Origin of the sequence: Streptomyces sp. NBC_00554 (assembly GCF_041431135.1) — a bacterium.
Classification (GTDB): domain Bacteria; phylum Actinomycetota; class Actinomycetes; order Streptomycetales; family Streptomycetaceae; genus Streptomyces.
This window is the reverse complement of the sequence record NZ_CP107799.1, coordinates 3,433,367-3,455,701: the sequence shown is the minus strand read 5'-3', so window position 1 is coordinate 3,455,701 and position 22,335 is coordinate 3,433,367. Positions and strand designations below refer to the sequence as shown.

General features: G+C 70.9%; 17 protein-coding genes. 9 read left to right on the top strand and 8 right to left on the bottom strand.

Annotation, left to right across the window (positions count from 1 at the left end):
- Nucleotides 1–54: 54 nt before the first annotated feature.
- The gene (locus OG266_RS14810) at nt 55–2,565 is read right to left on the bottom strand and encodes a DEAD/DEAH box helicase (RefSeq protein WP_371546074.1); all 2,511 of its coding nucleotides are present in this window, start codon (nt 2,563–2,565) and stop codon (nt 55–57) included.
- A 276-nt stretch (nt 2,566–2,841) separates the two neighbouring features.
- Between OG266_RS14810 and OG266_RS14805 the strand changes: the two genes are divergently transcribed.
- The gene (locus OG266_RS14805) at nt 2,842–3,603 is read left to right on the top strand and encodes a ferritin-like fold-containing protein (protein ID WP_266454677.1); all 762 of its coding nucleotides are present in this window, start codon (nt 2,842–2,844) and stop codon (nt 3,601–3,603) included.
- 103 nt (nt 3,604–3,706) lie between these two features.
- On the opposite strand, the gene OG266_RS14800 is transcribed toward OG266_RS14805, so the two are convergent.
- The 4 genes from OG266_RS14800 to OG266_RS14785 all read right to left on the bottom strand — a co-directional run bounded on the left by OG266_RS14800 (nt 3,707) and on the right by OG266_RS14785 (nt 5,644).
- Nucleotides 3,707–3,976, bottom strand: a complete 270-nt coding sequence (locus tag OG266_RS14800) for a hypothetical protein (RefSeq protein ID WP_329545649.1) — start codon at nt 3,974–3,976, stop codon at nt 3,707–3,709.
- Between the two features lie 235 nt (nt 3,977–4,211).
- Nucleotides 4,212–4,439 carry a DUF3107 domain-containing protein gene (locus OG266_RS14795; protein WP_028801993.1) on the bottom strand — a complete coding sequence of 76 codons (228 nt, stop codon included), beginning with the start codon at nt 4,437–4,439 and terminating at the stop codon, nt 4,212–4,214.
- Nucleotides 4,440–4,597: 158 nt separating this feature from the next.
- Nucleotides 4,598–5,239: a TetR/AcrR family transcriptional regulator gene (locus OG266_RS14790; protein ID WP_266454671.1), complete on the bottom strand. Its 642-nt coding sequence runs from the start codon at nt 5,237–5,239 to the stop codon at nt 4,598–4,600.
- A 183-nt stretch (nt 5,240–5,422) separates the two neighbouring features.
- A complete protein-coding gene (locus tag OG266_RS14785) occupies nt 5,423–5,644 on the bottom strand; it encodes a hypothetical protein (protein ID WP_266454664.1) in 222 nt (73 codons plus the stop codon).
- 297 nt (nt 5,645–5,941) lie between these two features.
- Here OG266_RS14785 and OG266_RS14780 point away from each other — a divergent pair, with 297 nt between their 5' ends.
- From OG266_RS14780 to moeZ, 7 genes are all read left to right on the top strand, one after another.
- Entirely contained in the window at nt 5,942–6,937 is a 996-nt protein-coding gene (locus OG266_RS14780; RefSeq protein ID WP_371546072.1) for an alpha/beta fold hydrolase, read from the top strand.
- 8 nt (nt 6,938–6,945) lie between these two features.
- Nucleotides 6,946–8,514, top strand: coding sequence for a DUF3152 domain-containing protein (locus OG266_RS14775; protein ID WP_371546070.1), 1,569 nt, complete (start codon nt 6,946–6,948; stop codon nt 8,512–8,514).
- 323 nt (nt 8,515–8,837) lie between these two features.
- The gene (locus OG266_RS14770; protein ID WP_371546068.1) at nt 8,838–10,631 is read left to right on the top strand and encodes a DUF3492 domain-containing protein; all 1,794 of its coding nucleotides are present in this window, start codon (nt 8,838–8,840) and stop codon (nt 10,629–10,631) included.
- The gene (locus OG266_RS14765) at nt 10,631–12,073 is read left to right on the top strand and encodes a hypothetical protein (RefSeq protein ID WP_371546066.1); all 1,443 of its coding nucleotides are present in this window, start codon (nt 10,631–10,633) and stop codon (nt 12,071–12,073) included. The genes OG266_RS14770 and OG266_RS14765 overlap by 1 nt, the downstream gene beginning before the upstream one ends.
- A gap of 285 nt (nt 12,074–12,358) precedes the next feature.
- Nucleotides 12,359–13,318 (top strand): NAD-dependent epimerase/dehydratase family protein, encoded by a 960-nt coding sequence (locus tag OG266_RS14760; protein WP_371546064.1) that lies wholly within the window; start codon nt 12,359–12,361, stop codon nt 13,316–13,318.
- Nucleotides 13,306–14,055 carry a spherulation-specific family 4 protein gene (locus OG266_RS14755; RefSeq protein ID WP_329545644.1) on the top strand — a complete coding sequence of 250 codons (750 nt, stop codon included), beginning with the start codon at nt 13,306–13,308 and terminating at the stop codon, nt 14,053–14,055. The genes OG266_RS14760 and OG266_RS14755 overlap by 13 nt, the downstream gene beginning before the upstream one ends.
- A 63-nt stretch (nt 14,056–14,118) precedes the next feature.
- Entirely contained in the window at nt 14,119–15,297 is a 1,179-nt protein-coding gene (moeZ, locus tag OG266_RS14750; RefSeq protein ID WP_266454646.1) for an adenylyltransferase/sulfurtransferase MoeZ, read from the top strand.
- A 98-nt stretch (nt 15,298–15,395) separates the two neighbouring features.
- Here moeZ and OG266_RS14745 read toward each other — a convergent pair whose 3' ends face one another.
- From OG266_RS14745 to OG266_RS14735, 3 genes are all read right to left on the bottom strand, one after another.
- The gene (locus OG266_RS14745; protein ID WP_371546060.1) at nt 15,396–16,949 is read right to left on the bottom strand and encodes an alpha/beta hydrolase; all 1,554 of its coding nucleotides are present in this window, start codon (nt 16,947–16,949) and stop codon (nt 15,396–15,398) included.
- A gap of 115 nt (nt 16,950–17,064) precedes the next feature.
- Complete coding sequence (locus OG266_RS14740; protein WP_371546058.1) at nt 17,065–18,609, bottom strand: alpha/beta hydrolase; 1,545 nt, start codon at nt 18,607–18,609, stop codon at nt 17,065–17,067.
- A gap of 134 nt (nt 18,610–18,743) precedes the next feature.
- Complete coding sequence (locus tag OG266_RS14735; RefSeq protein ID WP_371546056.1) at nt 18,744–21,569, bottom strand: lysylphosphatidylglycerol synthase domain-containing protein; 2,826 nt, start codon at nt 21,567–21,569, stop codon at nt 18,744–18,746.
- A 186-nt stretch (nt 21,570–21,755) separates the two neighbouring features.
- Between OG266_RS14735 and OG266_RS14730 the strand changes: the two genes are divergently transcribed.
- Nucleotides 21,756–22,121, top strand: coding sequence for an MGMT family protein (locus OG266_RS14730; RefSeq protein WP_323178272.1), 366 nt, complete (start codon nt 21,756–21,758; stop codon nt 22,119–22,121).
- Nucleotides 22,122–22,335 lie beyond the last annotated feature (214 nt).

Below are 22,335 nucleotides of genomic sequence, written 5' to 3'. Positions count from 1 at the left end.
CGATGGCCCGGCCCCACGCGAGGTGGGAACGGGCCATCGGGCAAGGGCAGGAGATCAGCCCTCGGAGGGCTCCGTCGCAGCGGCCTTGCGGGTGCGCCGACGGGGCTTCGACTCGGCCGTCTGGGCCGGGATCTCGGCATCGACGGCCGCGGCCGCGGCGGTGGCGGTCGTGGCCTTGGCGCGGGTGCGGCGCGGCTTGGGCTCCGCCTCGGTGGTGGCTTCGGCCACGGGGGCCGCGGCCTTGCGGGTGCGGCGCGGCTTGGTGGGGGCCTCTGTGACGGCCTCCGCCGTGTCGACCACGGTCTCCGCAACCTTGCGGGTACGGCGGCGCGGCGCGGCCTCGGGCTCCTCGGCCGTCTGGGCCGGAATCTCGGCCTCGACGGTCGCGGTGGCGGCCTTGCGGGTGCGACGGCGCGGCTTGGCCTCAGCGGCTTCGGCCGTGTCCACAGCGGCCTCGGCGGCCGCCTCGGTCGTGGCCTTGGCGCGGGTGCGGCGCGGCTTGGGCTCCGCCTCGGTGGTGGCTTCGGCCGCGGGGGCCGCGGCCTTGCGGGTGCGGCGCGGCTTGGTGGGGGCCTCTGTGACGGCCTCCGCCGTGTCGACCACGGTCTCCGCAACCTTGCGGGTACGGCGCCGCGGCGCGGCCTCCGTGACACCTTCAGCGGTGTCGACCGCGGTCTCCGCAACCTTGCGGGTGCGGCGGCGCGGTGCGGCCGGGGCCTCGGGGGCTTCGGAGGCTTCGGCAGCTTCCTGGGTGACGGCGACAGCTTCGGCCACGACGCTCTCGGCCGTCGCTTCCACCGGCTCCGCGGCCTTGCGGGTGCGGCGGCGGCGCGGCTTGGCCGGCTCGTCCGTGAGGCCCTCGGCCGTCGCCACGGCGGTCTCCGCCGCTGCGGTCGACGGCTCGGCAACGGCCTCGGCCACGGCGACCGGCTCCGACGCGCCGTTGCGCGTACGGCGACGGCGGCGCGGGGTGCGGGGCTCGGTCACGGTCGGGGTCGCCTCGGCGACGGCCTCGGTCGTCACCTCGGGAGTCGTGGCGGCCTCGTCCATCGGTGCGCCGTTGCGCGTACGACGGCGGCGGCGCGGCGTGCGCGCCGGGCGCTCACGCTCGACGGCAGGCGCAGCGGCGGCCGGGGCGGCGGAACGGCCACCGCGGCCACGCGGGCCACCACGGCCGCCGGTCTCGCCGAGGTCCTCGACCTGCTCGGCCGCGAGGCCGGCGCGGGTGCGCTCGGAGCGCGGCAGGACACCCTTGGTGCCGGCCGGGATCTTCAGCTCCTCGAAGAGGTGCGGGGACGTGGAGTACGTCTCCGGCGGGTCCGGGAAGCCCAGGTCCAGCGCCTTGTTGATGAGCTGCCAGCGAGGGATGTCGTCCCAGTCGACGAGGGTGACGGCGATGCCCTTGGCGCCCGCGCGGCCCGTACGGCCGATGCGGTGCAGGTACGTCTTCTCGTCCTCGGGGGACTGGTAGTTGATGACGTGGGTGACACCCTCGACGTCGATGCCGCGGGCGGCGACGTCGGTGCAGACGAGGACGTCGACCTTGCCGTTGCGGAAGGCGCGCAGCGCCTGCTCGCGGGCGCCCTGGCCGAGGTCGCCGTGGACCGCGCCGGAGGCGAAGCCGCGCTGCTGGAGCTGGTCGGCGAGGTCCGCCGCCGTCCGCTTGGTGCGGCAGAAGACCATCGCGAGACCGCGGCCGTCGGCCTGCAGTATGCGTGCGACGAGCTCGGGCTTGTCCATGTTGTGCGCGCGGTAGATGAACTGCGCGGTGTTCGCGACCGTCGCGCCCTCGCCGTCGGGCGAGGTGGCGCGGATGTGCGTGGGCTGCGACATGTAGCGGCGCGCGAGGCCGATGACCGCGCCCGGCATGGTCGCCGAGAACAGCATCGTCTGACGGCGGGCCGGCAGCATGTTCATGATCTTCTCGACGTCGGGCAGGAAGCCCAGGTCGAGCATCTCGTCGGCCTCGTCCAGGACGAGCGCCCGGATGTGCTTCAGGTTGAGCTTCTTCTGGCCCGCGAGGTCCAGCAGACGGCCCGGGGTGCCGACGATGACGTCGACGCCCTTCTTGAGCGCCTCGACCTGCGGCTCGTACGCACGGCCGCCGTAGATGGCGAGAACGCGTACGTTGCGGACCTTGCCCGCGGTCAGCAGGTCGTTCGTGACCTGCTGGCACAGCTCGCGCGTCGGGACGACGACGAGGGCCTGCGGGGCGTCGGTGAGCTGCTCGGGCTGTGCCCGGCCGGCCTCGACGTCCGCGGGGACGGTGACGCGCTCGAGGAGCGGGAGACCGAAGCCCAGCGTCTTGCCGGTGCCGGTCTTGGCCTGGCCGATGACGTCGCTGCCGGAGAGGGCAACGGGGAGCGTCATCTCCTGGATGGGGAAGGGATTGATGATGCCGACGGACTCAAGGGCCTCGGCCGTCTCGGAAAGGATCCCGAGATCGCGGAAAGTCGTAGTCAGGGTGCTGCCTCTTCTGTGTACGCGGTGCGAGGCGAGCGCGGGGGTCGTGACGGGACCGTGCCGGGGACGTCGGCCGCTCTTGACGGGCGGGCCGAGTGGCATGGGACCACTGCCGACGCTCGAGCTCTCGTACCACTGAGGGTTCCCTCCGGGTGTCGTACGCAATGTGCCGTACCGACGTGGAGGGCTGTCAGGTCGGAGCCGATCGGGCCACCGACCGGGCATCCTCATTCATGCGGCCCGTCGAATAGTCGCCGGGCGCATTACCACCATACCCCGGAATCGCGCATATGCGATGGCCGATTTGGTCACGTAGTGGTCGTCACACTGATTGACCAGGGACTTCCGTGTTGCTGTCAGCGGGCTATTGTGCGCTTCATGACGACGCCCGACAAAGCCGCTGACAAACCCGCCGAGGCCACGGACGACACCGCTCCCGCGGCCACCGGAGTCGCCGCGCAGGGCTGGGACACGGCCTCCGCCGACCCCCAGTACCGCGCCGCGGTCGTGGACCTGCTCGGAGCGCTCGCGTACGGCGAGCTGGCGGCGTTCGAGCGGCTCGCGGAGGACGCCAAGCTGGCGCCCACGCTGAGCGACAAGGCGGAGCTGGCGAAGATGGCGTCGGCCGAGTTCCACCACTTCGAGCAGTTGCGGGACCGGCTCTCGGCGGTCGGCGCGGAGCCGACGCAGGCGATGGAGCCGTTCGTCGCCGCGCTCGACGGCTTCCACCGGCAGACCGCGCCCTCCGACTGGCTGGAAGGGCTCGTCAAGGCGTACGTCGGCGACTCGATCGCCAGTGACTTCTACCGCGAGGTCGCCGCCCGGCTCGACTCGGACACCCGCAGCCTCGTGCTCGGCGTACTCGACGACACCGGGCACGCGAGCTTCGCCATCGAGAAGGTGCGCGCCGCCATCGACGCGGACCCGCGGGTGGGCGGGCGGCTCGCGCTGTGGGCGCGACGGCTGATGGGCGAGGCCCTGTCCCAGTCGCAGCGGGTGGTCGCCGAGCGCGACGCACTGTCGACCATGCTCGTGGGCGGCGTCGCGGACGGGTTCGACCTCGCGGAGGTCGGACGGATGTTCTCGCGGATCACCGAGGCGCACACGAAGCGGATGGCTGCGCTGGGCTTGGCGGCGTGATGCTCCCGCAGGCGGATCGGTAAGTGGGGGTTGTGGGGGGCTGAGCGCGCAGTTCCCCGCGCCCCTTACAGGGCGCCTTCGTCCCCGGGATCAGAATCCCTGGTTACGCCGTCGCCGAGTGGCGGCGAAAACTTTCCGCCGGGCGCAGCAGCAGGGACAGTGACGCCGTGGAGACGGCAACCGCGCCCAGGAGGATCACGAGCAGGTGGCCGGCGCCCAGCGCGGTGTGCGTCAGGAAGGCGCCGAACAGGGCTCCGGCGACGCCGGTCGGCAGGACCAGCGTGCGGCTCGGGAGACGGTGCGGCAGGCGGTACACGGCCGCCCATGCCAGTGCCAGACCGAGCATCGCGGAGCCGAGCGTTTCCAAGAGCATGGTGGGGGTCCCTCCCGCACGGCCGGTGCAATTCGGTCGTAGCCGGTCCTACCCCTGACGTGCGGAATACAACCCTCCTCTGTGGTGGATCTGTGCTCCATCTGTGGTGAACATCTGCGTTGAGCGCGGTATCCGGCCACCTACGCGAGTGCGCGGGTGGCCGCGTGCGCGATCACGTACGAAAGGGGGCCCGGTGGCAGTGCCACCGGGCCCCCTTCTCGTCTGCTCGCCCGAACTACAGCGCGCTGAATCCCACCTTGCGCTGGGTGGGCTCGCCGAGCTCCACGTACGCGAGGCGGTCGGCCGGAACCAGGACCTTGCGGCCGTGGTCGTCCACGAGGCTCAGCAGCTGCGACTTGCCGGCCAGCGCTTCGGACACCGCGCGCTCGACCTCTTCCGGGGTCTGACCGCTCTCCAGAACGATCTCGCGGGGCGCGTGCTGCACGCCGATCTTGACCTCCACGGCTTTGTCCCTCCGACGGTCAGTGATGTGCGCGTGTGTCCGCGCCGTACGCAGCACACATTAGCCCGGTGAGGGGACGTGCACGCTCCGCCCAAGAACGCCAGGAGCGAACAGTGGGCGGGAACAAATGAACGGCCGGTGGTGACCGGCGCGAACCCTCAGTGGTGATCCGTGCCGTGCAGCGGGAAGCCCGCGATGCCCCGCCAGGCCAGCGAGGCCAGCAGCTGGACCGCATGCTCGCGCGGGACGCTGCGGTCGCTGTGCAGCCAGGACCTGGCCACCACCTGGGCCAGACCGCCGAGGCCCGAGGCGAGGAGCATCGACTCGTCACGCGAAAGGCCGGTGTCCTCCGCGATGACCTCGCAGATCGCCTCCGCGCACTCGTGCGTGACCTTGTCCACGCGCTCGCGGACCGCGGGCTCGTTCGTCAGGTCGGACTCGAAGACCAGCCGGAAGGCGCCGCCGTCGTCCTCGACGTACGCGAAGTAGGCGTCCATCGTCGCCCGTACGCGCAGCTTGTTGTCCGTGGTGGACGCGAGTGCCGTCCGTACGGACTGGAGCAGGGACTCGCAGTGCTGGTCCAGCAGGGCGAGGTAGAGGTCGAGCTTGCCCGGGAAGTGCTGGTAGAGGACCGGCTTGCTGACGCCCGCGCGCTCGGCGATGTCGTCCATGGCGGCCGAGTGGTACCCCTGCGCAACGAATACTTCCTGGGCGGCGCCGAGGAGCTGGTTGCGTCGGGCACGGCGCGGCAGGCGAGTGCCCCGCGGGCGTGCCGCCTCTGTCTGCTCGATGGCTGTCACGCCGCCTCCCAAAATTGTCCACATGCGGTGAGCGCCGCGCCGCCATCGTACTTTTCGGTAACCGTGGTGTGCGCGGTGCGAGCGCACAATTTCACGTACCGGACGCCTGGTGATATCGGCACGGACCGTGCCAAACGGGGATGAAGTGGGCGCATCGGTGACGGTCGCGTCACCGGTGGGCCGTCACCGGTAGTCGTCCTCGTCGAGTTCTACGACCCTGGCCTGCTCGGCCAGGTCCCCTTCGTCCGCGCTTGCGGGGTCGCCGACCGTCAGCGGGCCGTCGTCCTCCTGCGGTTCCAGGCCCTTGCGCTGTTCGGCCGCGTCGGCCTCGGGGGCCTCGGGGTCGAGCTCCTCGGGTTCGTCGTCGTTCGCGAAGGTCTCGGGGTCTGCCGGGTCGACTGTCATGGTTCCTCTTCCCGAGTGGTGCGCGTGCGCCCCTGTACGAGGTGCGCTCCTGGTGAGATTCGCTCCTCTACGAGATACGAGTGCCCTCGTCCGAGCCTAGGAGACACCCGATCGGGGCGCTATGCGATCTGTTCGCCATTTGCTCGCGATCCGTGACGGCGAACAGATTTGGAACGCCGATTTGTGACGCCCGACAGACCTGTTTTGCGATGCCCAACAGACCTGTTCTGTGACGCCGAACAGATCTGTGACGGCGAACACACGAACCACTGCGTGATCGTCTCGTAACATTGCCGCATGTCTTCGACCGAGCTGCCGTCCGTGCTGGCCACCACTGTCACACCAAAGGTGGGCGCCGTCAGGGTCGCTGAGGGGGAGCGGCTGCGGTCGGTGGGTCTGCCCGGGATCACGCTGACGGTGCGGTCGAGGCCGCCCGTGCGTGCGGGGCTGCCGCCCGCGTTGTACGTCCATGGCCTCGGCGGTTCCTCGCAGAACTGGTCGGCGCTGATGCCGCTGCTCGACGGGCTGGTCGACAGTGAGGCCCTCGATCTGCCGGGCTTCGGGGACTCGCCGCCGCCGGACGACGGGGACTACTCGGTCACCGGGCACGCGCGCGCGGTCATCCGCTATCTCGACGCGTCCGGGCGCGGGCCCGTGCACCTCTTCGGGAACTCGCTCGGCGGAGCCGTCACGACGCGTGTCGCGGCCGTACGGCCCGATCTCGTCCGTACGCTCACGCTGGTCTCGCCCGCGCTGCCCGAGCTCCGGGCGCAGCGCACCGCGTGGCCGACCGTGATGATCGCGCTGCCCGGGGTGGCGGGGCTGTTCACCAAGCTCACCAAGGACTGGAGTGCCGAGCAGCGTGTACGCGGGGTTCTGGCGCTCTGTTACGGGGATCCCGGCATGGTGACGCCCGAGGGGTTCCACGAGGCGGTCGAGGAGATGGAGCGGCGGCTCGCCCTCCCGTACTTCTGGGACGCCATGGCGCGGTCGGCGCGCGGCGTCGTGAACGCGTACACGCTGGGCGGCCAGCACGGGCTGTGGCGCCAGGCCGAGCGGGTCCTCGCGCCGACGCTCCTGGTCTACGGCGGCCGCGACCAGCTCGTCGCCTACCGCATGGCGCAGCGGGCGGCCCGCGCCTACCGCGACTCCCGGCTGCTGACGCTGCCGGACGCGGGCCATGTCGCGATGATGGAATACCCGGACACGGTGGCCACGGCCTTCCGCGAACTCCTCACGGAATCAGGCGAGTTGACGTCACCTTCCGCCGCTTCCACCGGTGCGGGGAGCTGAGGCGGGGCGTGGGACGTCATAGCCGTCGCGGGCGGTCCGACAAGGTCGAGAAGACCGCCAAGGTCGACACGGTCGACAAGAGGGATCCGAACGAGCTGGCTGCGGTGCCGGTGCCGGCACCCGGGGCGGGTGCGGGTGCGGGTGCGTCGCAGGGTGTCGGCCGGGGGTCCGGTCCGGCTTCCGTGCCGGGCGCGCTGGGTCCGAGGCCTCCGATGGGCGGGGCTCCGGGGCGCGGGGGTCCGCTTCTCCCGGACGGGACGCCCGCGCATGGGGTGCCTCGTTTTGCGGACGGGACTCCGGCGCACGGGGTGCCTCGCTTTCCGGATGGGACTCCGGCGCACGGCGTGCCGCGGTTCCCTGACGGGACTCCGGCGCACGGCGTCCCCCGTTTCCCCGACGGGACGCCCGCGCACGGTGTACCCCGGGTGCGTGGTGGTCACCCCGAGCAGCGTGAGCCCGGTGGTGCCTGGGGGCAGTCGAGGGGTGGCGGTCCGCAAGGTGGTCCCCAGGGCGGTCCTCAAGGTGTGTTGGCAGGCGCTCCGTCCGGGCATCCCGGGCCCCGGATACCGGCGCAGCGCCAGACTTCCGTGCCGGGACCCCGGCAGACCTATGTCGACGCCTTCGGCGGCAGCCTCGGAGAGGAGGACGACGTCTTCGCGCCCCGCACCCCCACAGCGCATCGCAGCGACCCCTATGCCTCCGTCGCCGACTGGGACACGGATGTCGACGAGAAGCCGCTGCCGGAGACCGAGGAGCCGGAGAAGGGCAAGAGCGGCAAGGGCCGGGCGTTCACCGGGATCGCGGCGGCCGCCGTCACCACCGTGCTCGCCGTCGTCGTGGCCGGACAGGTGGTGACCGGGCGGGAGGACAACGCAAGCCAGGACTCCGGCGTACGCGCGCAGTCCACCGCCGGCGGCCGTGGCGCCCTCGCAGCCTCGGGGGCGGCGTCCCCGTCGGTGACACCGAGCGCGAAGACACTGACGTACGACGAGAAGATGGGCGAGAAGTACGCGCTCGGCGCGACGCTCGACGGATCGGGGAAGTTCGACGCCGTCCTCGGGCTCGACAAGGCGCCCGGCAAGGGGCAGAAATACACCTATCGCGTCGACGTGGAACAGGGGCTCGGTCTCGACGCCGCGCTCTTCGCACAGGCCGTGCAGAAAACTTTGAACGACGACCGGAGTTGGGCCCACAACGGCGGACGTACCTTTGAGCGGATTTCCTCCGGGAAGCCCGACTTCGTGATTACTCTGGCGAGCCCGGGCACCACCGCCGAATGGTGCGCCAAGTCCGGCCTCGACACGACCGAGGACAATGTGTCGTGCGACTCGGCGTCGACTGAGCGCGTCATGATCAACGCGTATCGCTGGGCGCAGGGCTCTGAGACCTACGGCGACAAAATGCAGGCGTACCGGCAGATGCTGATCAACCACGAGGTCGGCCACCGGCTCGGCTACAGCCACGTCACCTGCGACAAGGACGGCGAACTCGCCCCCGTCATGCAGCAGCAGACCAAATTCCTCGACCACGACGGGATCCACTGCAAGGCCAACCCCTGGCCGTATCCCGGGAGTTGACCGAGGTTCCGACGAGGTGTACGAGTCCCCGCAGGACTCGTACGCGAAGCAGCTGCCCGCCGCCGGACCGGCGCTCGATCCGGACGCCGCGGCCCGGCGCCGCACCGCCCGCCGGGCGCTGGCCGTGGTCTAACGAAACGTAACTGCTTGATCCCGTAGCGCGATCGAACGCGGCCTGCGCGGGAAAGTTACGACCGTTCACCCCTTTTGGTGGCGTGATGGACAACCGTCCGTCGCGCCACCGCCATGTCCGCATACGTTCGTCCCGCTGCGAGCCGCCGGGTCAACGGCGGCTCCCCACAAGGGAGATCGGGGGTGCACTCGTGCGCATCGGACTGCTTACGGAGGGTGGCTATCCGTATGTGAGCGGTGACGCCAGGCTCTGGTGCGACCGGCTCGTACGCGGGCTCGGGCAGCACGAGTTCGACATCTACGCGCTCAGCCGCAGCGAGCGCCAGGAGGACGAGGGCTGGATCCAGCTGCCGCCGCAGGTCAGCCGAGTACGGACGGCACCGCTCTGGATGGCTGAGGACGACGGCGTGGTGTACGGGCGGCGGGCGCGACGGCGGTTCGCGGAGGCGTACGGGGAGTTGGCCGCGGCGGTGTGTGAGGGGCCGGGATCGGGAGTGGCGGCTGTCGGCGCGGGGGCATCCGGTGACGCGGGGGCTGCTCGCGGCTCGGTGTCTTCCGGCGACGCGGGCGTCGGTACTGCGGGGATTTCCGGCGGAGTCGAGGCGGACCGTTTCGGCAGCGCGCTCTACGAGCTCGCCGAGCTCGCCCGCGACGAGGGTGGACTGACCGGGGCACTTCGCTCCGAGGTCGCTGTGCGGGCGCTGGAGCGCGCGTGTCGTGCGCCCGGCGCACTCCGTACTGCGCGCGCCGCGCGTGTGCCCGATCTGCTGGCGGTCGCCGCCCACTTCGAGCGGGCGCTGCGCCCCCTGTCCCTCGACTGGTACGAGGGCGACGGGCTCGACTCCGTCGACCTGTGCCACGCGACGGCCGGCGGTACGGCGGCCCTGCCCGGCCTCCTCGCACGGCACTTCTCCGGAGTGCCCCTGCTCGTCACCGAGTACGGCGTGCCGCTACGGGCGCACTACCTCGCGTCCGCCTCCGTAGGGGACGCTCCCGCGGCACGGGCGCTGCTCGCCGCTTTCCACGGCAGGCTCACCGCCGAGGTGTACCGCGCGGCCGCTCTCATCACGCCCGGCAACACGCACGCCCGCCGCTGGCAGGAGCGGTGCGGTGCCGACCGCGCCAAACTGCGCACCGTCTACCCCGGCATGGAGGCCTCCCGCTTCGCGGAGGTGGGGGAGGGCGCGGAGAGCTCCGGGTGCGCGGACCCGGACACCCTGGTGTGGGTCGGCCGCATCGAACCCGCCAAGGACCTGATGTCGCTGCTGCACTCCTTCGCGGAGATCCGCAAGGACGAGCCGAAGACCCGGCTGCGGATCGTCGGGGCGCCCGCCGACGGACCGGACGGCGCGACCTACCTGGCCCACTGCAGGGCCCTGGCCGCGCAGCTCTTCCCCGACGAGGCGGAGGGCGTCCACGCGGTCGGCGACAACCCGGTGTCCTTCGAGGAGATCGGCGGCCCGGAGGTCCCCGGCCTCCCGGAGGCATACGCCTCCGGGGCCGTGATCGTCCTGTCCAGCGTGGTGGAAGGCTTTCCGATCAGTCTCGTGGAGGCCATGTTCTGCGGTCGCGCCACGGTGTCCACGGACGTGGGCGCGGTCGTCGAGGTCATCGGCGGTACGGGGCTCGTGGTGCCGCCGCGCAATCCGCGGGCGCTCGCCGAGGCGTGCGTGGCGCTGCTGCGCGACCCCGAGCGCCGTGAGCGCCTCGGGGCGGCCGCCCGCGCACGCGCCCTCGAACTCTTCACCGTCGAGCAGAACATCACGGCATTTCACGGCATTTACCTGGAGATCGTCTCGCACTCGCCGGTACGACACGTGCTCGTGGACGAGGCCGGGGAGCCGCTTCCCTTCGGAGTCCCCGCGGAGGCGCACGTGCCCGGCCGCTGGACCGAGGCCCGCCTCATGCCCACGGGCCGCCCGCGCTGGGCGGCGGGCTCACCGGTGCGCGCGACGGTTCCCGTCCCCGCCGGGGAGGGCGCGTGATGAACGAACTCGGAGAACTGGACCGGCCGGGGCGCCCGAGCAGCCCCGGCGCCTGGGACGCGCGGTCGGAGGAGTGGCTTGTGACGGGGGTTGGCGAGATGGGCGTACGGGTTGGCGGGGATGAACGGGTTGACGGGGATGAGGGGGCGTCGGTGGCGGAGGCGACCGACGGCTCCGATTTCGGGTCCGGGTCCGGGGCCCGGTCCGGCTCCGGCTTCGGCTCCGGTGGGGCGTTGCGCGAGGGTGTGGACGGCGCACGCGCCGGTGTAGGGGGAGTGCGTGAGGGTGCCGGTGAGGCGAGCGAGCCTGTTGAGGGGGCGCGTGAGACGCCTGGTGGGGCGCGCGACGGTCTAGGTGGCGCCCCGCGCAAATCCAGCGGCCGACGCGGCGCCGCGGACCCGGTGAAAGCCCTGATGCACCGGCACCGTGACCTCTGTGAGAGGGCCGTGGACCCGCTGGAGATCGCGGCGGGGCTGGAGGCGCACGGGGTGACCGACCGGACCGCCGCGCGGTTCCGGCACCGGGACGTGTTCTCGCTCGCCGAGGAGATGTACGCGCGCGTGTCCCGTGACGGGGAGCCCGCGCAGCGTCCCGCGCCCCCTGGGCGCCCCGGCGTGCGCCCTGATTGGGCGGCGCTCGCCCTGCTCCCGGGCGTCCTGTGCGCGGCGACCGTGATCGGGGTGCGACTCACCGAAGGCCAGCCTCGTCTCGCCGTCGCCGCGGCCGGCGCCCTCGCCGTGGCGCTCGGCCTGCGCGTCGCCCTCCGGCGAGGCCCCCTGAGCGTCACTCACTACACGACGGGTGCCACGCGCGCGTGGACATGCTGGCTGATCGCATACGCCCTCCTCGGCGACGGGCTGCTGAGCGCCGGTGTCGAGGGCGGCCCGGACGGCCCCTGGCCCCTGGCCACCGCACCGGTCCTTGCCCTCGCCCTGGCCTGCGCCCCGGCGGCCTGGTGCGCCCACTTCTTCGCCGTGCGCGCCCGTCGCAGGCTGACCGCCAGCCGCGGTCTCGAGGAGTTCGCCGCCTCCGTGCAACCCCTGCTCCTCGGGATGTTCGGGCTCTACCTGTGCGCCCTCGGCGGGCTGCTCGCGCTGTGCGCGGCGGTGCTCGGCGAGCCCGCCGCATACGCCGGAGCCGGTGCCCTCGGCACGCTGCTCCTGCTCGCCCGGCTGCTCGCGGCACGCGGCTTCAACCACGCCCCGGCCGTCGTCCTCGCCACCGCGGGGGCGGCCGAGGCGACCTCCCTCGCCACGGTCTTCGCGGGCCGTCTCCCTGGCTGTGCGTTCCTGTCCGCGCCCGTCGAGACCGTCGTCGACGCCTGGGGACCGGGCGCCGTCCCCGCCTTGGTGTGCGGCGCGGCCACCCTCGTCCTCCTGATCCACTCCACCCGCACGCTGACCCGGGCCTCGGCCCACGCCCTGCCTTGTGGGGAGGCATGAGCCGCCGACGGGGCGGCGAGCGCCCCGCCCGAGCCCCGGCTCACGTGCCGACACGTGCCGCGGCTCACCGCCATCGGTGCCGTGCGCCGCGACCCGAAACCTGGCTCGTGGCGTCCCCCACCTCCCTGAGCCGCGCCCGGCGGCCCGGGGTCGTCCCCCATCCCGGGCACATCGCTCCCGCGGGGCCGACACCGCGGGCCCTCTCCCCGACCCACGGCATCACCTTGAAGGAGAACGCCAGATGATCACCTCCCGAACCGGAGAATCCGCCCCGGGAGCCGCCCGATGAGGGTCCTGCTGATCGGAGCCAACGGATACCTCGGCCGCTTCGTCGCCGACAGGCTGCTCGCCGACCCGGCCGTGCAGCTCACCGCGCTCGGCCGGGGCGACGACGCCGACGTACGGTTCGACCTCGCCTCGGGCAGCCCGGGCGCGCTCACCCGCTTCCTGGACGCGGTACACCCCGGAGTCGTCGTCAACTGCGCCGGCGCCACCCGCGGCGGCGCCCGCGAACTCACCCGCCACAACACTGTCGCCGTCGCCACCGTCTGCGAGGCCCTCCGCCGCAGCGGCTGCGGGGCACGACTCGTGCAACTCGGCTGCGGCGCCGAGTACGGGCCCAGCCAGCCCGGCTCCTCGACGGCCGAGGACGCGGTGCCGCGCCCGGGCGGCCCCTACGGCGTGAGCAAGCTCGCCGCCACCGAACTCGTCCTCGGGTCCGGCCTGGACGCCGTCGTGCTCCGGGTGTTCTCACCCGCGGGGCCAGGCACCCCGGCCGGATCCCCGCTCGGCCGCCTCGCCGAGGCCCTGCGCCGCGCCATGCAGTCCGGCGACGGAGAACTCAAACTCGGCGGACTCGGCGTCCAACGCGACTTCATCGACGTACGCGATGTGGCCCGCGCCGTCCACGCCGCCTCGCTCTCCGCCGCCCAGGGCGTCATCAACATCGGCTCGGGCCGAGCCGTGCGGCTCCGTGACGCCGCCGCCGTCCTCGCCCGCGTCGCCGGCTACGGCGGCGCGCTGCACGAACTCGACGGACCTCCCAGCCCCGTCAGGCCATCCATCGGCCACCCGCGAAGCGAACCAGACCACGCGGCCCCGGTCGCGTACCCCTATCCGGACGGCTGCGGCAGCTGGCAGCAGGCCGACGTGCGCACCGCACGCGACCGGCTCGGCTGGCGGCCCCGGATCAACCTCGAGGAATCCCTCGCCGACATCTGGATGGAGGCGGCATGCCGTATCTGACCAGCACCGCAACGGGCACCGCGAGCACGGACTTAGGCCTCGGCTTCGGCATCCCCGGCTATGCACACCCCCTCGTCGCTCCCGTGGAGTGGGGCGAACTCACCCGCCCCGGCACCCCCTTGCACTGGGTCGTCCTGAACGTGGCCAACGGTCCCGGCAGCCGCCCCGACCCGCACTGCCTGGAGGCGGCCGGGCGACTGCGCAACGCCGGCGTACGCGTCCTCGGACACCTGGACGCCACGTACGGCGCCCGCACCCTCGGCGAGCTGGTCTCCGATGCACACCGGTATCTCGACTGGTACCGGTGTGACGGATTCCTCCTGGACCGCTGCCCCACCGAGCGCGCCGCGCTCCCCGAGGTCCGCCGCACGGTCACCACACTCCGCGCGCTCCTCGACGGCGCGCACATCGTGCTGGGCCACGGCAGCCAGCCGTACCCCGGATATGCCGAGAACGCCGACCAGTTGGTGACCTTCTCCGGCCCCTGGAGCGACTACCGCTGGTCGCAGGTCGCCGAGTGGACCGCCGACTATCCCCCCGAGCGCTTCTGCCACTTCGTGCACGGCGTACCGCGCGGCCATCTCGACGAGGCGCTGCGTATCGCCCGCTGGCAGGGAGCCTCGACGATCTACTTCACCGACCGCACGGACCGTGGTGGCCGCGCCGACCCCTGGGAGACCATGCCCGGCTACTGGGACGAAATCGTCTCGCGGATCGGAACGGGTGTCTCGGAATGAAGAAGGGCGTGGCAGTGTTACGGGGAGAACAACTGTAGTGATTGACCGACCAACGGAGTCCCCGTGTCGCTGCCACCCCTGGTCGAGCCCGCATCTGAGCTCACCGTAGACGAGGTTCGCAGGTACTCCCGCCACCTGATCATCCCCGATGTGGGCATGGACGGGCAGAAGCGGCTGAAGAACGCCAAGGTGCTCTGTGTGGGCGCCGGCGGCCTCGGATCGCCGGCGCTGATGTACCTGGCCGCCGCGGGCGTGGGCACGCTCGGCATCGTGGAGTTCGACGAGGTCGACGAGTCGAACCTGCAGCGCCAGATCATCCACAGCCAGGCGGACATCGGCCGCTCCAAGGCCCAGTCGGCCCGCGACTCCGTCCTTGGCATCAACCCGTACGTGAACGTCGTCCTCCACGAAGAGCGGCTCGAAGCCGAGAACGTGATGGACATCTTCAGCCAGTACGACCTGATCGTCGACGGCACGGACAACTTCGCGACCCGCTACCTGGTCAACGACGCGGCCGTCCTCCTCAACAAGCCGTACGTATGGGGTTCGATCTACCGCTTCGACGGCCAGGCCTCGGTCTTCTGGTCCGAGCACGGCCCCTGCTACCGCTGCCTCTACCCGGAGCCCCCGCCGCCGGGCATGGTCCCCTCCTGCGCCGAGGGCGGCGTCCTGGGTGTGCTGTGCGCGTCCATCGGCTCCATCCAGGTCAACGAGGCGATCAAGCTCCTCGCGGGCATCGGCGATCCCCTCGTCGGCCGCCTGATGATCTACGACGCCCTGGAGATGCAGTACCGCCAGGTCAAGGTCCGCAAGGACCCGAACTGCGCGGTCTGCGGTGAGAACCCGACCGTCACCGAACTCATCGACTACGAGGCCTTCTGCGGCGTCGTGTCCGAGGAGGCCCAGGAGGCGGCCGCCGGCTCGACGATCACTCCCAAGCAGCTCAAGGAGTGGATCGACGACGGCGAGAACATCGAGATCATCGACGTCCGCGAGATCAACGAGTACGAGATCGTCTCGATCCCCGGCGCCAAGCTGATCCCGAAGAACGAGTTCCTCATGGGCACCGCCCTGGAGACTCTCCCGCAGGACAAGAAGATCGTCCTGCACTGCAAGACGGGTGTCCGCAGTGCGGAAGTCCTCGCGGTCCTGAAGTCCGCGGGCTTCGCGGACGCGGTGCACGTCGGCGGCGGCGTGATCGGCTGGGTCCACCAGATCGAGCCTGACAAGCCGGTGTACTGACCGATGCACAGGCCGGTGCATCGGTCGATGTACTGAGCAGTGGCTCCGCCGATGGCGGGGGTTCCGGGCGCCGAGGGTGCCCGGAACCCCCGCCATCGTCATGAACAGACCTTGCCGTCCTTCGGCACCGTCCCGTTCAGCAGATAGCCGTTCACCGTGGAGTCGACGCAGTCGCTCCCACTCCCGTACGCGCCATGGCCCTCGCCCTTCCAGGTGAGTTCCACTCCGACGCCCTTGCCCAGTTCGTCGGCCATCTTGCGGGCGCCCTCGTACGGCGTCGCCGGGTCCCCGGTGTTGCCGACGACCAGGACGGGGTCGGCTCCTGGCGCGCTGACCTCCGGGTTGTCGAACTGACCGGCCACCGGCCAGTCGTGGCACCAGCCCGCCGTGTCCCAGCCCAGGAAGTCGCCGAAGACGGGCGAGATCTTCTCGAACTCGGCCAGCTGCTTCTTCGTCTCCTCGGGAGTCGGCCGCTGCTTGTCGTCCAAGCACGATATGACCCGTTGCGAATGGGTCGTCGTGCCGTAGTTCCCCGAGGAGTCACGGTCGTTGTAGCCGTCGGCGAGGGCCAGCAGCTCCGAACCGTCTCCGTCCTCGGCCGCGTTCAGCGCGCTGGTCAGCGTCGGCCAGCCCTGCTCGCTGTACAGCGGCAGCACAATTCCGGTGAGCGCCAGCGACTGTGTGAGCTTGCGTCCGGAAGAGGTCGCCAGCGGATTCGCGTCGATCCTCTCCAGCAGGTCCGCGATCTTCTGGGAACCCTGCTTGGGGTCCTGGCCCGTGGACGTGAGGTAGTTGTCCAGGGCGCGCTGGAAGCCCAGGGCCTGGTTCTTGGCATGGCCCACCGTGTCGGCGCTCGGGTCGACGACGGCGTCCAGCACCAGGCGTCCCACGTTCTTCGGGAACAAGTGTGCGTACACACCGCCGAGTTCGGTGCCGTACGAGATACCGAAGTAGTGCATCTTCTGGTCGCCGAGGACCTGGCGCATCAGGTCCATGTCGCGGGCCGTGTCGGTCGTCGAGACGTGCGACAGCAGCTTGCCCGCGGCCTTCTCGCAGCCCTTGCCGAAGTCGGCGGCGTCCTCGAAGTACGCCGTCTCCTCAGCCGCGTCGTCCGGTGTGGCGTCCACCGACTCGGCGGCTTGGATCTCCTTGTCGCTGCGGCAGCGCACGCCTTCACTGGCGGCGACCCCGCGCGGGTCCCAGCTCACCAGGTCGTACCGATCGTGGAGCTGGCCGACGACACTCTCGTACGAAGGCATCGTGGAGACGCCCGATCCGCCGGGGCCGCCGAAGTTGAACAGGAGTGAGCCGATGCGGTCGCTCTTGTCCCCGCTCGCCTTCGAGCGGATCAGTGCGAGGCCTATCGTCTCGCCGTCGGGTTTCGCGTAGTCCAGCGGCACCTTGAGCGTCGCGCACTGCCAGTCGTTTCCTGGCGCGGGAGAGTCCGAAGTGGCCTTGCAACGGCCCCAGTCGAGCTTCTGTGAGGTGAGTGCGGCGGGCAGCCCCGACGGCGTGGCGGAGGAGGGCGCGGCGGCCGACGGGCTGTCGCTGTTCTTTCCCTCGTTCTCGCCGTCGCCGGACGAGCCTCCGCCGCAGCCGGCCACCAGCAACGCGGCGGCGGTCGCGGCCGTCCACCGTGCGAATCGCGTCATGAGCTTCCCCCCTCGCCGTGATCCGCCGGAAGTCGCGGATCACATGCAGGCCATATTAGGCGCCGTCGAGCCGCGACCGTCGCGGCCTGTGGATAACCGTTTGACCTGCGGCTTTCTAGGAGCAGACGGTCCCGGCCGACGGCACGGTCCCCTGCAGCAGATAGCCGTTCACCGCGTCCTGCACGCACTTGTTCCCGCTGTCGTACGCGCCGTGCCCCTGGCCCTTGTACGTGAGCTCGACACCGACTCCCTTGCCCAGTGCGTCCACCATCTTCTTCGCTCCCTCGTACGGCGTCGCCGGGTCGCCGGTGTTGCCGACCACGAGGACGGGCGCCGCGCCAGGAGCGCTCACGTCGGGGTGGCCGGCGGCGCCCGCCACCGCCCAGTCGGTGCAGCTGACCATGCCCCAGGCCAGATAGTCGCCGAACAGCGGCGAGGCGGCCCGGAACTCCGGAAGCTTCGACTCCACATAGTTGGCGGTGTAACGCGGTTTGTCGTCCGCGCAGTTGATGGAGATGTTCGCCGCGGTGATGTTGCTGTACTGCCCGTTCTGGTTGCGCCCGTTCATCGAGTCCGACAGCAGCATCAGCACCTTGCCGTCACCGTCGTACGCCTGTTCAAGTCCCTCCGTCAGGTACTCCCAGAAGTCCTTCGAGTACAGGGCCTGCGCGATGCCGTTGGTCGCGGCGGTCTGGGTGAGCTGCCGCGGGAAGACGCCGGGGATCGGCTTGCTGTCGAGGTCGGCGAGCAGCTTGGCGATGCGGTCCTTGACGTCCTGCGCGGAGTCGCCGATCGGGCAGTCCTCGGTCTTCGAGGTGCAGTCGTCGGCGAAGTTGTCGAGCGCGAGCTGGAAGCCCTCGGCCTGGCCGAGAGAGCCCTGCTCTGAGGTCTGTGTCGGGTCGACGACCGCGTCGAAGACGGCACGTCCCACGTTCTTGGGGAACAAATGTGCGTAGACGCCGCCGAGTTCGGTGCCGTACGAGATGCCGAAGTAGTACAGCTTGTCGTCGCCGAGCACCTGACGCATCAGGTCCATGTCGCGGGCTGCGTCCGTGGTCCGCAGGTGCGGGAGGGTCTTGCCGGAGTTCTTCTCACAGGCCGCGTTGAACGTCTTGGTGTTGTCCAGCAGTTCCTTCTGCTCGGCGGAGTCGTCCGGGGTGGCGTCCTGCTGGAAGTACTCGTCGAGCTGGTCGTCGCTCTCGCATTCCACTCCGGCGCTGCGGCCGACCCCGCGCGGGTCGAAGCTCACCAGGTCATAGCGGGTGCGCAGTTTCGCGTAGTCCTCGCCGAAGGCCGGCAGCGTGGTGACGCCGGAGCCGCCGGGACCCCCGAAGTTGAAGACGAGCGAGCCGATGCGCTTGCTCTCGTCGCCGCTCGTCGTGGCCCGGATCAGCGCGAGCTTGATCGTGTCGCCCTTGGGATCGGCCCAGTCGAGGGGTGCCTTCAAGGTGGCGCACTTCCACTTCGAACCGCCCGGCAGAGGTGAGGGAGCATCCCCGCCGCCCTCGGACGCGGACGGCGCCGGGCAGTCCTTCCAGCTCAGCTTCTGGGCCGTCAGATCCTCGTCCTTGGAGTCATCGCCGCAGCCCGTCATCAAGGAGGACAACAGGACGGCAGCGACGGTCAAGGCAGCGGCGCGCAGCGGGGGAGGGTTCGGCATGCTCCCCATCCTGCGGTCGTGCGGGGCGGGACGCTCGGGGCGCGAGCCGTGTGGGTGAGGACGCGCTGTGCCGCGTACGAAAGGGCCCCTACGGTGCGCCGTGCCGCTGTGCGAGACGGCCCTGCGTGCCCGGGCTAGAGCGCGCCCTTACGCGTCAGGTGGTTGAAGAACAGCCACCCCGGTAGCACCGGAATCCACAGTGTCAGCAGCCGGTACAGGAGCACGGCGGGCGCCGCGACCTCCTTCGGGAGGCCTACGGCGATCAGGCCGACCGTGAGGGTCGCCTCGACCGCGCCGACGCCGCCGGGGGTCGGTGCCGCCGAGCCGAGCGCGTTACCGGCGAGGAAGACCACGGCCACGCTGGCGAGGCTGAGGGTGTGGGTCTCCTCGTGGCCGAACGCGCGGATCGACGCGTCCAGGCACATCACGAAGCAGGCGGTGAGCAGCAGCATGCCGCCGATGCCGGTGATCAGCTTCTGCGGCCGCTGCAGCACGTCGAGCATGCGCGGAATGACGCCCGCGAACAGCGACCTCACGCGCGTGGAGACGAATTTGCGCAGGAACGGCACCGACGTCACCACGAGAACCAGTACGGCGACGGTGAGCAGACCGGCGATGACCGTGCGGGACGGTGACAGGGAGGGTGTCTTCTCGGTGCCGGTCAGGTAGCCGAAGGAGAGCAGCATCAAGATGTGGCAGCCGAGTCCGAACAGCTGCGAGGCGCCGACGCTGGCCACCGCGAGCCCCGGCCGCACCCCGGAGCGTTGCAGGAAGCGCGTGTTCAGAGCCACACCGCCGACCGCGGCGGGTGCCACGATCTTCACGAACGAGCCCGCCACCTGTGCCGCCACGGTGCGCAGGAAGGGCACTCGCTCGGGTACGAAGCCGAGCAGGCTCATCGCCGCCGCGAAGTAGCTCAGCGCCGAGAACAGCACCGCCGCGGCGACCCAGCCCCACTCGGCGTCGTCGAAGAGGGTGCCGAATTCGATGTGGGTGAGCTGCGTCAGCAGGAAGTACGCGCCGATCGCGCCGGCGATGAAACTGAGCAGCGTGCGCGGCCGGACGCGTTCCAGGCGGACCGGTTCGACGGGTGCCTGGGGCCTGATCAACAGCACCTGGTGGCGGATCTGGGTGAGCAGATCCTCCTCGCGGGCCTCGTCCAGCGCCTCGTCGATCGCCCGCTTCTCGGCCCGCTGCTCCGCGCGTACGGACTTCTTGGCGGGCTTTTCCAGTACGGGTGTGGTGTCTTCCTTGGTCTCCTCGGCGCGGGCGAGCCTGTCCTGCCGCGAAGCCTCAAGGACCGCGTCGCGCTCGCGCTGTGCGCGCTCCCGGGCGAGTTTTCGCAACGTCGCGCGCGTGGCGCGCGTCAGCGCGATGGGCTGGAGCATCGGCAGACAGTCGGCGACCGTGTCCGGGCCGAGTACGCCGACCGCCGAGGCCACCGCGCGCTCGGCGCCCACGCGAAGCCCCAGTGTGGTGACCAACTGGGCGATGTCCATGCGCAGCAACAGGTCGCCGGCGGCGATCTCGCCGCCGCGCAGATCGGTGAGGATCACCGTGCCGGAACGATCCACCAGAATCGCGTCACCCGCGAGCCTGCGGTGCGCGATGCGCCGGGACTGCAGCGACTGCACCTGATGCCAGGTCTCGCGCAGGAGATCGTCGGTGATGAGTTCGTCGGGCAGCGAGTCGAGGGTGTGGCCACCGGTGTGCTCGTAGACGAGCATCACGGCGTCCGGACCCAGCTCCGAGGTCGCGATCAGCTTGGGTGCGTTGGCCCCGGCCGCGATGGCCGCGTACGCGAGCAGCGCTTCCTGCTCAAGAGCCTGGCGCAGTGACTGGAGGCTGCGGCGTGTGGTGATGCCGCGCAGCGTGAGCCGGCGCCACGCGCGGTAGAAGAAGCCCTGCGCCTGCTGCTCACGGTCGACCACCGTGACATCCAGAGGTGGGCCGTCCTCCAGGGTGACGAAGTAGCGTCTGCCGCGGTCGCCGCTCTCGGCGGACTCCGGCGCCTCCTCGCGCGCCGCCGTCACCGGGTGGAAGCCGACGTGCCGCAGGCCCGCCATCAGGGTCCGCCCGGTGGGGCGCACGTTCGGCGAGCCGACCGCGTACAGCGTCCCGTACGCGACGGTCCAGCCGATCAGCACGGTCAGGATGATCGAGAACGGCGTCGTGTAGCCGGTGACCAGCATCGAGAACGCGTCGAGCATCAGCACCACCCACAGCACCGCCCGCCAGCGCGGTCTGCGGGACATGCCGACGGCCGTCATGTACGCGATGACCGGCGCGAGATAGCCGTGCACCGGGTCGGTGAGGGCGTGGATGTCGCCCGGCGAGGGCTGGGTGAGTGCTTCCTGGATCGAGTTCGGGGCGGCCTGCGCGACCCACAGGTCGGTGGCGAGCGTCACTCCGTGTGCGAGGACCGCGGCGAGGACGCCGTCGGCGATGCGCAGTCCGTCCCGTTTGATCAGCCGCTCGATCGCGAAAGCGACCGGCACCAGGAGGATCGCGATACTCGAAGCCAGACCCGCGATCTTGATCAGTAGATCGGGTGCCTGGCCCGTGCCCTTGTTGATGTCCTGTTCGAGGCCCGATGTGGTGCCGTGCGCGAACGCGGCGATGGCGAGCAGCACGGCGATCGCGAGGATCCCGACCAGGAGGCGCATCAGATCGGACGGACGGTGCACGCGCGCGGGGAGCAGCGGTTCGTCGCCCTCGACCTCGTCGTTGTGGACCTCGTCCGAGCAGTCGGTGTCCCGCTCGACCTGCAGTTTCTCGTTTTCGTACGTCTTAGTGGTGCGCTCGTCGTCCGTCGTGGTCGTGGGCTCTTCGCCGGCCTTGGAGGTGGGCTCGGCGGTCTCCTCGCCGGTGTCCTTCTCGTCGGACCCGCCGGTGTCCGGGCGTGACGAGGCCGCGGAGGTGCTCTCCGCGTTTTCGGGGTGTGCGCCCTGCTGCCTCATCGACTCTTCTTGATCTCGTATCACCGGTCACCGCCCGCACGATGGTGGCATGCCCCACCGACACACGGGGGCATCAGGGTGCAAATGCGGGGGCGCACAGTCTGCCTCACGCGCCGCCGCGGGGCGAGGGCTACCCGCGGTCGTCACCCCGTCACACTGTCGGTGGGGTGGGGCAGGATGGGGCGGATGAGCGAGGAGAGCCTTCCGGCGGACGACCTGCCGGAGTACGCGGAACGGGTCCTTGAGGTCGCCGAGCTGATCCCGCCCGGGCGCGTCATGACGTACGGGGACGTCGCCGAGTGGCTGGAGGAGGGCGGGCCTCGACAGGTGGGCCGCGTGATGGCCCTCTACGGAGGAGCGGTTCCCTGGTGGCGTGTCATACGCGCGGACGGCGTGCTGCTCCCGGGCCACGAACTCGAGGCGCTGGCCCACTATCGAACCGAGGGCACTCCCCTGAAGGAGGCGAGCAGAGCCTCCGAGGGGCATCTGCCGCGCGTCGACATGAGACGGGCGCGATGGGACGGCGGCGAACGCGCGGAGAGTCACACCTGACAGCTTCCGGTATCGGACGGGCGGAGGGGGCACCTGTGGCCCGTACGGGGGAAGCGAGGCACGCCCGTGACATGCCGTACGTTCGAGGACCGGGGGACGCACGAGGCCCCCGGGAAGAAGGGGAAGCCCTGCTTCCACCGCGCTCTCCGGCGTAGCGTCGACGACGCGCTTCCCTCTCACCCCGCGGCCACCGCACTGAACGCGCGGCAGTCCT